Source organism: uncultured Cyclobacterium sp. (genome assembly GCF_963977555.1).
Lineage (GTDB): Bacteria > Bacteroidota > Bacteroidia > Cytophagales > Cyclobacteriaceae > Cyclobacterium.
Genome location: NZ_CAXBPD010000002.1, coordinates 117242 through 131677 on the forward strand (window position 1 = coordinate 117242; position 14436 = coordinate 131677).

The window sequence follows — 14436 nt, forward strand, 5'->3', positions numbered from 1 at the left end:
TTAGAAAGATCAGGATCCCCCTTCAAAAAAGAGGGACAAAGGGGAATTCTTTCCTAAATATTATAAAAAATCAAGTCGAAGTAGAAATTAAATATGGAGTAAATTTTTTGGTAGAATCCGGAGAGGTAATTGCCTTAGCAATACCGCTACTTTATCCTAAACCGTTCAAAGATAATCCTTTCGATAAAATCTTTTTTTCCACAATATTTAGTAGATTTAATCCTTTACTTAGGGACAGACTAAATACACTAAACAAAATTTTATGGGATTATTCAATTCATTATTAGGCAATGCCGGAACAGTTAATAAAGAAATGCTTCTAAAAGACTTTGGTAAAATTCTAATACCAGATGAACAAATCGAAACGGGCTTTAAGCTGATTAGAGACACCTTTATTTTTACCAGCAAGCGATTGATTTTGGTAGACAAACAAGGGATTACGGGAAGGAAATCCGAATACCTTTCTCTGCCTTATAAAAGTATTTCAAGGTTTAGTATAGAAACAGCAGGGACCTTTGATTTGGATGCAGAATTGAAAATTTGGATTTCCAGTGACCACCAACCTGCCGTAAGCAAAAAGTTTAACAAGTCGGTGAATGTTTATGAAGTGCAGAAGCTGTTGGCAAGCTTTGTAATGGGCTAATACTTTTATAATTCTCATAATCAGAAGTATATACAAGAAATAAAGCCAAAAATAGCCGGGCTTTCTGCAACCTTTAATAGAACATTTACCTAAAAATAAACCACCCAATATAACCCAAACCATGCACCACTTACTTAAAGCGCTTTTTTTTCTTGGCATTGTTTTACTCACTCACAATGTTTTGGGCCAGGACCGACCCAATATTGTGTTGATCATGGCGGATGATCTTGGAGGCAGGGATTTACCGGCTTATGGCAATCGATTCAATGAAACCCCCAATATTGACAAACTGGCCAGTCAGGGAATATTGTATAAAAATGCCTATGCTGCTCCCGTTTGTTCCCCTACCAGAGCTAGCATTCAAGCGGGTCAATACCCGGCAAGAGTAGGAATCTTCGATTTTATACCAGGCCATTGGCGCCCCAATGAGGAAGTGACCGTTCCCCATCATCAGGTACAGCACCTGCCCAATAAAATTACCACTATTGGAAATGCCATGCAAGCTGCGGGTTATAAAACCGGTTATTTTGGGAAATGGCATTTGGGAAACAACCCTGAGCACCTGCCCAACAGTAGGGGATATGACCAGGCCTATATGTATGCAGGTGGAGGGTTTTACCATCCCAAGTTTGTCCCGGCGTACAAAGGGAAGCAGGAAAACCGGCTAAGCGAAACCCTTAGTAAAATGGGCATTGATTTTATTGAGGAGAACAAAACCGAACCCTTTTTTCTTTTTGTTTCCCATTACGATGTGCATGTACAATTGGATGCAGACAGAGACCTTATCAACAAATACTTGAATAAACCCAAAGACCCTGACTATCCCAGTAATGCCGTGTATGCAGCCATGATTACCCATATTGACGAAAGTGTGGGTGCTATAATGGCCGCAGTGGAGGACAAGGGCTTAATGGACAATACCGTTTTTATCTTCTATTCCGACAATGGGGGAGTAGACAATCGGTTTGACAACATTCCTTTATTGGGAGGAGAAAGCCAGGATGTCTATTCTGAGGAGCATCCGCTACGCTATATCGCCACCTCCAATGCGCCCTATAGGGCAGGAAAAGGAACCCTTTTTGAAGGAGGTATTCGGGTGCCGTTAATCGTACGCTGGCCCAATAAGGTGGAAGCAGCCAGTACTTCAGAGGCCATCGTTTCAAGTGTAGATTTTTACCCTACCTTTCTTGACCTTGGAAAAGGGGATAGGCCAAAAAATCAAGTGCTAGATGGGGTATCCATGCTTTCTTCCTTAACGGAAAATACCTTTGACAAGGAAAGAGAAGTATTTACCCATTATCCTGTTTACCACCACGAGGTTCCCATGTCTGCCTTGAGGAAAGGCGACTGGAAATTAATTGAGAACCTGGTTACCGGGGAATTTGACCTGTACAACTTGAAGTACGATGTCATAGAAATGACTGACCTGAAATTCAGTTATCCAGATAAATTGGCCGAAATGATGCAGGCCTTAAAAAAATGGCAAGTAGCCACCAATGCTCAAAACCCCGTACCCAATCCCGATTTTGATCCGGAAAAAAGATACGAATGGGGCACCAATCCATTCAGGTAAGAATAAGTGGTTTAGGTCTTTAATGGATAATTTTAGTTTAATACATTGGCAACAATTAAGCGAGTAGGAGAACCACTAAGTGCCTGCTTTTGCCAGCCCTGGAAGGGCGAAATACATTAGCCAGGGGTGTTAGCCCCTGGCAAATCAATAGGGATGACCTGATTTTGGCGGTATTGTTGCCTTTTTTTCGCCACAATGCTGACAAAATCACAACGATACTGCTATATTAGGTTGTGGGATAAACGTCTATCGATTTTGGTTTGGAATATTGTAATGATTTAATACCGAGAAAATAATGTTCACAATTTTATCAAGATTGTGAAGTCCATTCTAAAGAACCCGAAGAAGCCTGAAGGGCTTCAATAATAATAACCGTGTGGTGTCAACCCACGGAAAACGGAATAAAACACCAATCGATTTTGGCGGTATTGTTGCCTTTTTTTGCAACAATGCTGACAAAATCATACCTAGCATCAAGGTTTAACCATAAAAAGTCACCACTATGTCCTTCACCCAACCACTCAGCCACCTACTATCCTGCAAAGGATTCACAATACTCCTTGTCCTGCTAAGCCTCCTGTCCTGCGAATCCCCTGAAATCGAAACCTATCAGGACGTTTCCTTTTACAGTGATGCTTTCGCTACTGAGCGAAACTACAGGATCTACCTGCCAGAAGATTATGCCGACCAACAGGGGAAAAAATACCCGGTGGTGTATTATTTTCATGGCTATGGGGGCAGGTACAAATGGGATGCTTATGACCTGGAAGACGATGTGCACTATCCGGATAATGGCAGGATAGCCCCTCCCTTTGTGATGGAATGGGAGAAATATGCCCAAGAAAAAAACCTGATCATCGTCACCTGGGATGGTTATGAACCCAATCTTTCCCCAGGTAAAAAAGAGCGGGAAGGCATACCTTATGGCAATGCCCTGCCTTATGATTATGTACGTGCCCATGAAGCCGAGCGAGAACATTGGGGCTGGGATTTTAGCGCCCATTTCAGGGAGCTGGTAAAGCACGTAGACCAAAATTTCCGAAGCATTCCCGACCGCAGCAAAAGAGCCATCACTGGGCTAAGCATGGGCGGCCTGACTTCCTATTATGTAGCCGGACAAAACAAAGGCCTGGTGGCTTCTGTCAGTGCTTTTGATCCTGCCAATAACCATCCTTTATACGGTCCCAAAGGCAAACAGGTGGTTTTCCCCATCCTGGAAATGCACCGCTCACTCAGAGGTTTGGCAGTACGCCTGACCAAGACCGATGGGGACTGGCTCAAGTACAACAACTGGCACATGACCCAGCTTTTTGGAAGTGCTGGCCTGAGCCATTTTGAAACCCATACCGCTGACTACCCCAATCACTGGACAGCAGATACCGAGCAGCAATTGGATTTTCACCGCAATGAATTTGCCAAGGCGCCTGTCCTGCCTACTAAATGGAACCATGTCAATCCCGGTTTTAACAGTTTCCAAGTGTTCGGGAATGCCTTTGAGATCCAACGGAAAACCCCAGCCCTCACCCTGATAGAAAGGGCAACAGCAAATAAAATGAAGGTTTTGTCCCGAACTTTTATTCCCGATGGTCCTATTATCCAGGAAGAAAGCATCGCTGTCAGTACGGCAGGTGGGTATGCACCTGAAGAGAATTACCTTATTCGGCGATTTAACCTTTCCACGCATGCTTTTGAGGCAGACAGCCTTGTACGGGCAGACAAAGAAGGAAAGCTTGACATTGAATTGTCCGGTGGTGGCCATTGGCTGGGGATCAACAAAGAAGCTGCGCCTAAAGCCCAATTAGGGATGCTATTCCCTAACAACCAAGAGCATTTTTATTTTGAGGAAGGAAAATCAGATAGCCTGGCCTTTTCTCTGGTCAATATAGGCAATGCCCCTGCAACAGCCATCGAGATCATGCCTTTAAGCACCCATCCCCATCTAAAAATTACCCCCGAAAAAATCACAATCCCTGCACTGGAAGCCAAAGAAGCCATCGATAGCAAGCATGCTTTTGAGTTTACCTTTGGGCGCTATTCCGATTCCAGTTTTTTAGCCGGAGTGGATTTTGTGATCAGGCCAGCTCAGCAAGAAGCAGATACGGTTCATTTAATGGCCTTTGTCGCCCCCAAGGCCGTCTACAGCCCCAGGGAAGACCTTATCATTCTGGATGGTAGAACTGTGCCCGAGGTACCGATCTACCAACAAGGAATGGATAGCATTGTATTTAAGGATTTGTCAGGAGGGCAAGGCAATGGCAATGGCATCTGGGAAGCAGGAGAGGAAGCAATGCTCTACCTGCGCCTCCCACAGGGCCTGGCCCCAAGGGACACCAATACCTTTCACCCCACCTACCTGCTCAATCATCCGGCACAGCCCTATATAAGCGTCAACAACATGCACTACCTGGAGCGCCACAATCAGGCCAGCGCCACCACTGAGACCACCCCACTGATTCTCTCAAAAGGCACACCCCAAAACCAAGCACTGGACCTCTGGCTAAAGGCCGAAAGCCTCTACAATGACAAAAACGACAGCACCTCCAATGCCACCATCTATGCCAATCAATTTCATTTTAGAAGGGTGAAGGTGGGGGCGGAGTTTTAATCCTAATAATGAAAAAAACTTACTTTTAGATATTGAAAGCTCTTTTTGTAAAATGGAAATGGGTCTTAGTAAGATAGGGCAGGCTGTACAACGCTTTATGATAATTTTACCCAGGCCTTATTTGTTAATAGCTAATTTTTGTTACTTAATTAACGTCTTCAAATGGGTTTAATCGCCAAATATAACGCTTTTTGAATTAACTACCAGCCTGAGTTATATTTCCATTTTTATTGCACCCTTAGCTATTGTCATCACTGATTAACCTGACTTTTTTTTGATTTGATATGTATATAACATTGTTTTTTTAATAATTATTTCAAACGTATACCAAGTATATATTTTATGTTTTTTTGTCATGCTTAGATGTTGATATTGGATATAAAATTTTTATTTATTGAATATTAGGTTTGTTTTTTAAATTACAGTTTATTATTTTTAATAGGTGATGTTTTTTAACAATCGAATAATCGAGTATAAATTTGATATTTTTTATTGCAATTGAACTATTGTTTTTCGGTAGGATTAAGGTGGTTTATTTTAATGAAGAAAAGAAACAGGATTAATTTGAATAGCATTTTGATCGAGATTTTATATAGGTTTTGAACCAAATAAATTGCTAAAAGTTCTCTTATTATTTAAGTAAACCTTGGATATGATAGCTAAGTCTTTCTACTTGTTTTTATTCGTCTTCATTTATTACAGCATTGAAATTTTGGGTCAGGACAATTTGTCTATTCAGGATGATTACTATAATGCCACCATAATGAGTCGCTAATCTTATTGTTTTACCCAATATTGTAACTATACGCCTGAACTGACGAGAGGAGATGATGTTTATGATATTTTCTGTTTAATACCTAGTGAGTGTGTCTGTGATTTGAGTAGGTGTGTGAATATGGTTTAGTAGGAGAGATGTAAATTCAAAAAGAACTGAAAGTTCAGAGAAATTAATGCAGGTACAATAGTTTAAAATGAAGATAGGTTATATTATTTGGATGATTATAAAAATAAATAGCTAAAATGAAAGAGTTTAACTTGCTTATAATATTCAGCTTATATATACCCCTATCTTTGGCTCAAAGTGATCCCTTTAATTTTGATATTGCTCCAACCTCTCCAAATGCCTATGCATTCTCAAAGTATGTTGATTTACCTGAGTCTTCCTATACTGGGCTTGTCCCTATTACTATTCCAATCGGCTCAATAAATGAAAAAGGAGCCATTGTAGATATTACATTATCCTATCATGCCAGCGGTATAAAAGTGGATGAAATAGCTTCTTGGGTAGGATTAGGCTGGAGTCTCAATGCTGGAGGAGTGATTACAAGAGAGGAAAGGGATATGGCGGAAAGACCGGGTGAAGATGGGGATATTTTACCCACACGTTTAGATATTGGGTTTCCAGATTTAAATCCTGATACAGGAAGGTTCGATGATTTGAATATTTTGTTCAAAGCGATAAATAAATCGCATTTATATGATATTGAACCTGATATATTTTATTACAATTTTGGTAATAGAACTGGGAAATTTGTTTTCGACGAAAAGGGAGATGTTCAGTTTTATAAGTATGAAGACATTAAAATTGAATTTGTAAAAAGCAACCCAAGTAGTGCAACAAGTGCAATTAATTCAAAATTTATAATTACTGATGAGAATGGAATAATTTATGAATTTGGTGAAATTGACATAGCTTATTCGGTCGAATTTAGTGAAATGATCCCTACTTCATGGTACTTGACAAAAATTGTATCACCTCAGGGTGGGGAAATCACATTTAACTACTCTAAAAGGGTTGCAAAGCATTATTATAACCAAAAAATATCTCTTCTTATTGATGAAGGTAAAAATATAGATCATTATGGATGGCCTGCTCCAGAACTACATTGGGGAATTAGCAATGAGATTTTTCTTGAAAGTATTAGCTCATCAAGTTCAGGTAGTATAAAATTTAGTGTAGGTACATCTCCCCGACTCGATTATAGGAGTAATATGCCGAGTTTTGCGCTGGATGAAATCTCATTTTATGATCTTCATGATGAACCAGTTAAGCATGTTCAATTTAATACCAGCTATTTTGTTGCCCCGGAATTCAACTCTGATTTTGCAGCGTTTGGTGCTCCAGATATAGTTGCATTTGAACACTTAAGGTATCGTTTAAAGTTGGATGCGGTTACTTTTTTATCGGGTGATAAATCCTATTCTCAACCTCCCTACAAATTGGACTATTATACAGATGTCAATCCAACTTTGTATAATCTTCCTTACCGACTTTCGGTAAATCAAGATCATTGGGGTTATTTTAATGACGCTGGAAACAGTACATTAATACCTGAGATTACTTGGACCGTTTACGCTGGTCAATGGTTTGAAATGTTTCTTCAAATGGATGGTTATTCAACAAATAATTTTGTTGGTGGGGCTAATAGAGAAGGCGACTCCATTGCGGTAAAAGCTTGCGCCTTGCATAAAATTTCTTATCCAACTGGGGGGTATAGGGTATACAATCTTGAATCCAATGATTTTGATGACCCAGAAGAAGGGTATAGGATTGGTGGTGGTTTGAGAATCGGGTCAATAGTCAACCATGATAGTAATGATTTAATTACAAATAAAAAAACATTCATCTATAAAGATTTTAATTCATCTATGAATCCACCATATATTAAGGGTAACTCTTCCTCTGGACAATTAATAAATGATCCACGAGATTTTTATGTGTTGCTAGGTAGAGGGCGTGGAGTTAGACAAACTACAACAATGCCACCGGGAGATATGATTTCAGTTTTCGGGGACTGGAGCAAAGTTGGCTTTACACATCCTAATAAAAATGTGACAAAAATTTCAACAGTACCTCAAGCTATTTTAGGTTCAACACAAGGTCAAGCAGTTGGATATGGATCAATCATTGAATTCGAGAGTGGCAATGGATATACGTTAAAATCCTATTCAACCTCATATACTTATCCAAATATGTGGAATCCTCAGGATTATACAGATATGGATGCACCTGTAGATGTTTTTGAAACTCAATATAGTACCTTAACTCAACCGGCCCCTTCAGTAGGTGGACTTAGCAAATATACTCTAAGAAACAATATTTGTAGTCAATTTCCTTTCCTTCCAATGTATGATACAGATTGGAAAAGGGGACATTTAAAAAGTGTTCATTATTTTAATGAATCAATGCAACTTCAAAACATGAAAATGTATGAATATTTTTATCCTAACCGGGCCAATGTTTTTGGATATAAAATATTTGACGTTAGTTCAGGTAATCCATACAATGGGTTTATACATGGGAAATACTATTTGCCTGCAAACTGGGTAGCACAAAAAAAAGAAACGATCACCCATTTTAATAGGAACGGAACCAACCCTTTGGTTACTGTAAGGGAATTCGAATACACTAGTATTCACCATAAATTTCGGACACTTGAAAAATTAACAGATAGTAAAAGGGATGAAACTCAAAAAAGATATTATTATCCTGAGGATTATAACAATAGTGTCGCTAATATCATTAAACTAAAGAACAACCATATTATCGGAAAAGCAATCAAAACAGAAATTATTAAGAATGATAATTTAATTGATGGTACAGTATTAAGGTATAATGATCAAGGGGACCCAAGCGAAATTTACAAATATGAAAGTGAATCTTTAATTCCTCCGTCAACTCATAATCATAATTTATTTATACCAACTGGTTACCAAAAAAAAGCTTCTTATGACTACGATCCTTTAACACATGTTTTAAATGATGTTTTTATTCATGGAATCAAAAACACAGCCTATATCTGGAACCAGGATCAAAGAAATCCTATCGCTAAGGTAGAAAATGCTTTGTCATCAGATATTTCACATACTTCATTTGAAACAGAAGAAAAAGGGGGCTGGGCCTATTACGGCAATCCTGTTTCCTCCATTAATGCAAAAACAGGTAGTAATTATTATGATTTGGGAACAGGAAGTATTTCCAAATCCGGAATTGGTGCAAACACTACAAATAAATTTCTCCTTACATTCTGGGTGAGAAGGTCTAGCGGTAAAGGAAATTGGATTTTTCTGGGGCAGACAGAAATTTTGGATACTGCATGGAAACTTGTTGTGCGAGAAGTAACAACTAATGCGGTGGAAATAACGGGTAGTGGTATTTATCTCGACGAGCTTCGCCTATATCCCTCAAATGCCCAAATGACAACTTATACCTATGATTCGATGGGTGATATGAAAACCATTACAGATTCAAGAAATTACACGGTTTATTATGACTACGATGCTTTCCGACGCTTGAGGACTATCAAAGATGATAATGGACAAATCAAGGAGCATTATGAATATAATTTCTAAAACCTGCAAAAATCATTAAACATGAAAAATGCGTTTTTTTTTGGACTTGTTATTTTTCTTATAGGTATAGTACCTGCGGTTGGTCAAGGTATGCTTGAATCTAAATCTATTGAATTGATAGGTTATTGGCAGACTGATTCAGTCTCGCAGCTAGGGGTAAAGGAACGCATCCTTTTTAATGAAAATTCACAAGATTACAAAAGATTATCGGGTGAAATGGGCAATGCAATTAAATCAAGAGAATATCTTTTTCAAGATAACGGGATTTTTACTGCCAAATGGGTAATGGGTAAAAAACAAATCATTGTATCAGGTAAGTGGGGTGCTGTAGAAAAAAATAAAATCATTATCGAGGTAGGTGGAGTAAAAACCAAGTATTCCGTCGAAGCTAGCGGAAAAGAAGGCATTTTATTGGTGCCATTAAGGGAAAGAAATGGAGAAATTCATGAGTTATATTTTATCAAAAAGAAAGTAAAATGAAACCTTTCATCCTTTTACTGGTATTCTTCATTTATGTCCAAGCTATTTTTTGCCAGGAGATTACTTATGTGCAAATTGTTGGACCTACTTCGGTCAGTCAAGGTGAAACAGTTGTTTATGAGGTGAATTTTTGGAATGGTTCCAAAATGGTTTCTCCGAGTGGTGGAGTAGGAAACCTATGGTCCCCATCTGGAGCATCGATTAATTATGAGACCAATAATACGATAAGCCTTACTTACAATTCAGTCGGCAGCCACTCGTTGGTGTATCAATATATGACCTATAACGGGAATTTCTACGACAATATTCAGGTTCAGGTAGTAGGTAATAACCCATGCGATGGGGTATTATCCTCCTCCTCAGATGTCACCCGAATAGGAATCGGTTCAGTGGTATTAATGGCCAATCCCGCTCCTGACGGGTTTGGATATAAGTGGTTTTCCTCAAATCAGATGACACAGGTTGGTGAATCCCAATATTATACTACTCCCGACTTATCAACATCAACTACCTATCATTTAGCATATGTTCATAATGCCTCCGGTTGTATTACGGAAAAAACACCTATAAAGGCAAAAATCTTAGACCAGAACTTTGTTAAAAAGTTCACCGCCAGAGATGCAGGTCTTACAGAGACCATCAACCAAAAAGCCTCTCCTACAGATTTCTACAAAGAAACTGTCTACTTTGATGGACTTGGTAGACCCATGCAAAACATAAAACAGCAAGCTTCGGTGAATGGCAAAGATCTGATCACTCCAATTGTCTATGATCCTTTTGGCAGACAGGCCAAAGAATACCTTCCCTATTTTGAGACCACAGGCCTACAGGATGGTAGCTTTCGAAGCAATGCCTTAGAGAAACAGACTGACCGATCTGCCAACATATATGGCGATGCTTTTGCCTATACAGAAAAAGCGTTTGAACCCTCTCCCTTGAACCGAATAGACCAACAGACAGCCCCAGGGGAAGCTTGGAAAATGGGTAGTGGTCATGAAATAAAATTCTCCAGAAGAACCAATGACAATAATCCCGAAGGAATCAATGATCAGGTAAGACTGTTTCGAGTTAACGCCGACGGACTACCTATCAGTGAGGAGATCTATTCTCCTGGAGAACTCTGGGTGGAGATCAGTGATGATGAAGATGACAACCGTACGCTTACCTACAGCGATAAACAAGGAAAAGTTGTACTCAAAAAAAGCCAGGATACTGCCAGCAAAGAGAGTCAGGGACCTGTTGGTTGGCTGAGCACCTATTATGTCTATGATTACTTTGATAAACTTAGAGTAGTCATTCCTCCCCAAGCCAGCAAAATACTGGCAGACATAGGCTGGGAACAGTCTGAAAATACTACCTTGGCCAATGCTCAGTATTATCTCTACCGATATGACGCCAGAAAAAGATTGATAAAAAAGAAGATCCCCGCTAAGGAACCGTGCCATATGGTTTACGATCAACAAGACCGGCTTGTAGGTTTTCAGGACGGAAATTTGGCAGCTAAATCAAGCATGAACTGGCTCTTTACCAAGTACGATGGATTGGGAAGAATCATCCGGACTGGATTTACCACGGACAAAAGAAATAGAGAAGATTTACAAGCTTACCTAAATACTCAAGGGGGTAACAATGCCCGTACCACCGCACAGACCGCCCATACACGAAGTGGGGATAGCTTTAGTTCCAGTAAGTATGATGGTTACAAAGTTTACCAGGCCAGCAAAAGTATCAAGCTGAAGCCAGGATTCAGGATGAAAGCAAAGAGCAACCAAAGCTTCACCGCCCGTATCGGGGAAAATGAGCAGCAGGAGTCACCAAATGCCTGGCCAGAAGTAGAGGAAGAGATTCTAACAGTGAACTACTACGATTCCTACGATTTGCTCAAAGACTTTTCCTATCAGCCGCCAGAGGGGGTACTTAAAGGTTTTGAAGCAGAGTCCACTATTAGGGTTCGTAGTTTGCAGACGGGGAAGAAAGTCAAAAACCTTAAAACCGGCGTTTTTTATACCACTGTCCTATACTATGATGAAAAGGGCCAGTTGATACAAACACTTTCCGAGCAGCAACTGGGAGGCACAATCAGGCAGTCTATCGCATACAACTTTGAAGGGCAACCCATACGGACAGTGATGGAACAAAACCATCCCTCACCCTTGCGTACCTACCGAACCATGCAGTACCATGTATCAGGAAGCTTGGCAAGTATAAAGCATGGAATTAACATCAGTTCCGAGGATCAGATGCAAACCCTGGCGACCTATACCTACAATGACCTAGGGCAACAGACTAACAAATCTTTTTCAGGTAATGCCTCAGGCAACCAATCCTACGCTTATAATATTAGGGGATGGATCAAAACTCTTGGGAGCAGTGATGCCGCCCTATTCAAACAGAATTTTTATTACCAAACAGGCAGCGAAGAAAAGTATTACAATGGAAACATTGCAGGTATAGAATGGTCAGGGCAGGATGGGAAGTCAAAAAGCTATGCTTACCAGTATGACAATGCCAATCGGCTGCTGGCCGCCAAGTTTAATGCCACAGGTGAAACCAACAATTATTCGCTTCAAGGTATTAGCTATGATGCGAACGGCAATATTCTAACGATGGACCGCTACAACCAAAAGACCAAAGAAAGCTATGGCAAAGTGGACATGCTTGACTATAATTATGAAACAAGTAAAGCTCTTGGAGGTAGCTATTCCAATAAATTGTTACGGGTCAGTGATGGACATGTCACAAACAGCAATGAGGCAAAAGATTTTAAGCCCAATACTGAATCCGAAGAAGACTACGGCTATGATGGCAATGGCAACCAAACCTCCAATCCGGACAAAAGGATTTCAAGGATCAGCTACAACCACCTGAATTTGCCAGAAGAGATCACCTTCTCCACCGGAGGCAAGATAAACTTTGCCTATGATGCAGAAGGGAACAAACTCAGTCAGACGGTACAGGAAGGAAAAGGCAAGCCTTACAATACCCGAGACTATATTGGAGAGTTGGTTTACCTAAATGGCAATTTGGATTACCTGATTCATGAAGAAGGCAGGGTAGCTTATGAATCCGGAGTCTACCATTACGACTATTTTGTCAAAGATCATTTGGGCAATGTTCGCCAGGTACTCCGACAACCCAATACGGAGACAAAGTTAGCGACTATGGAAAGTCAACATGTAGCTAAAGAGCAAGAAGATTTCTCAGGGCTAAGTACTTCCAGGCAAATTGATCCGGAACAGAACGTAACCCCCGGAGGAGATAAAGTGGCTTGGTTAAATGCAGAGAGAGGAAGAATTTTAGGTCCATCAAGTACTCAAAAGGTTTTTGCCGGAGACAATCTCCACTTGCGTGTCTTTGGCAAGTACCAGGAAAATAAGATACAAAAAGCCAACGCAGCAGGCTTCCTAAGCAGTGGAGGAAAAAGTAAAATCCTCAATGACCTCAATGAATTGTCCAAAAGTACCCAGCAAGCAGGAGCTGCCAACCCGATCACACTATTAAACATGATCCAAATAGTGGCAACAGACCTTCAGCAAAAGGAAAGCCCAGAAGCTTACCTGCTGTATGCACTTTATGACAGTGATGGTAACCGCTATGAAGTAGGCAAACAGCCCCTTAGCAAAAAAGCCGCCAACCAGCATGAGATTTTGGAAGAAAAATTGTATATTTCTCAAGACGGATACATGGAAACCGTCCTGGTCAATGAAACTGCTGAGGACGTTTGGTTTGATGATTTTAGTATCTCAAGAACCCCTTCCATTGTGATTCAAGAAACGCATTATGATCCTTGGGGGTTGGAGTTGGCTGGATTGGGATATCAGTATTCGGGCATTAAGGAGAATAAGTACTTGTACAATGGGAAGGAATTGGTAGAAGATAACGATCTCCAGTATTATGATTATGGGGCGAGGATGTATGATCCGGTTTTGGGAAGGTGGGGAGTGGTGGATCCGATTGGTAATCTCTACTACTCTTGGTCACCTTATAATTATACTCTAAACAATCCAATTAAGAATATTGACCCTGATGGAAGATTTGTTGGGACTGTTGTAGGAGCCGTGGTGGGAGGAGTCGCTGGAGCTGTGGATGCTTATGTTAATAATAAAAATATGGCTTTGAGTATTGCGGAAGGAGCAACCGCAGGAGCGGTTGCAGGAGCAGTAATCGATTTGACTGTTGCTACTGGTGGTGGAGCCGCTGTTGTTTTTGGTGCTGCGGTTGCTGGAGGTGCTCTTGGAGGTGCTGTTGGAGATTTAGTTGGTCAAACAAGTGATCATGTTCTAAATAACAACCAATCTTTCAGAGAAGCACTTGGGAATGTTGATGGTTCGCAAGTTGGAGAGAAGGCTTTAACTGGCGCTATTTCAGGTGTTGTAGGAGGGACTTTGGGAGCAGGGGCTGGCAAGTTGATGCAGGGAGTTGAGAACTCGGCAAATTCATTAATAGCAACTGTTGGTGAGAGTATTGAATCTACTGCCCAAAATGTGATGAGACAAGGAGTGACTAAAACTACAACAAATGGAGTTGCATCATATTCTCAAAGTACGGGACTAACAGGAAAAGTACAAGGTATAATGGATAATATAGTTACAGGAATGGGACAGAGTGGAAGAGCAGCTGCGAACGGATTGGCAACAACGAATGCTGTTGCCACAGGTGCTACTGAAACGGCTTCTAAAACAGGACCTGTTCAGAGTACTTCGGAATATGTTAAAGAGACAGTTTTAGATTGGTTTGACTGGTGAGAACTTTTTTAAATATCATATTAATAGTAGGCTACAT

General features: G+C 40.4%; 6 protein-coding genes. All 6 read left to right on the top strand.

Annotated features, from left to right (window positions below):
• Positions 1-262 precede the first annotated feature (262 nt).
• Positions 263-643 (top strand): PH domain-containing protein, encoded by a 381-nt coding sequence (locus AAC073_RS02850; protein ID WP_339922325.1) that lies wholly within the window; start codon positions 263-265, stop codon positions 641-643.
• Between the two features lie 121 nt (positions 644-764).
• Positions 765-2216 (top strand): sulfatase, encoded by a 1452-nt coding sequence (locus AAC073_RS02855; RefSeq protein WP_339922326.1) that lies wholly within the window; start codon positions 765-767, stop codon positions 2214-2216.
• 502 nt (positions 2217-2718) lie between these two features.
• Positions 2719-4821: an alpha/beta hydrolase-fold protein gene (locus AAC073_RS02860; RefSeq protein ID WP_339922327.1), complete on the top strand. Its 2103-nt coding sequence runs from the start codon at positions 2719-2721 to the stop codon at positions 4819-4821.
• Between the two features lie 1020 nt (positions 4822-5841).
• Complete coding sequence (locus AAC073_RS02865) at positions 5842-9174, top strand: hypothetical protein (RefSeq protein ID WP_339922328.1); 3333 nt, start codon at positions 5842-5844, stop codon at positions 9172-9174.
• 21 nt (positions 9175-9195) lie between these two features.
• The gene (locus AAC073_RS02870) at positions 9196-9654 is read left to right on the top strand and encodes a hypothetical protein (RefSeq protein WP_339922329.1); all 459 of its coding nucleotides are present in this window, start codon (positions 9196-9198) and stop codon (positions 9652-9654) included.
• Entirely contained in the window at positions 9651-14399 is a 4749-nt protein-coding gene (locus AAC073_RS02875; RefSeq protein WP_339922330.1) for a DUF6443 domain-containing protein, read from the top strand. The genes AAC073_RS02870 and AAC073_RS02875 overlap by 4 nt, the downstream gene beginning before the upstream one ends.
• The last annotated feature ends 37 nt before the right edge of the window (positions 14400-14436 follow it).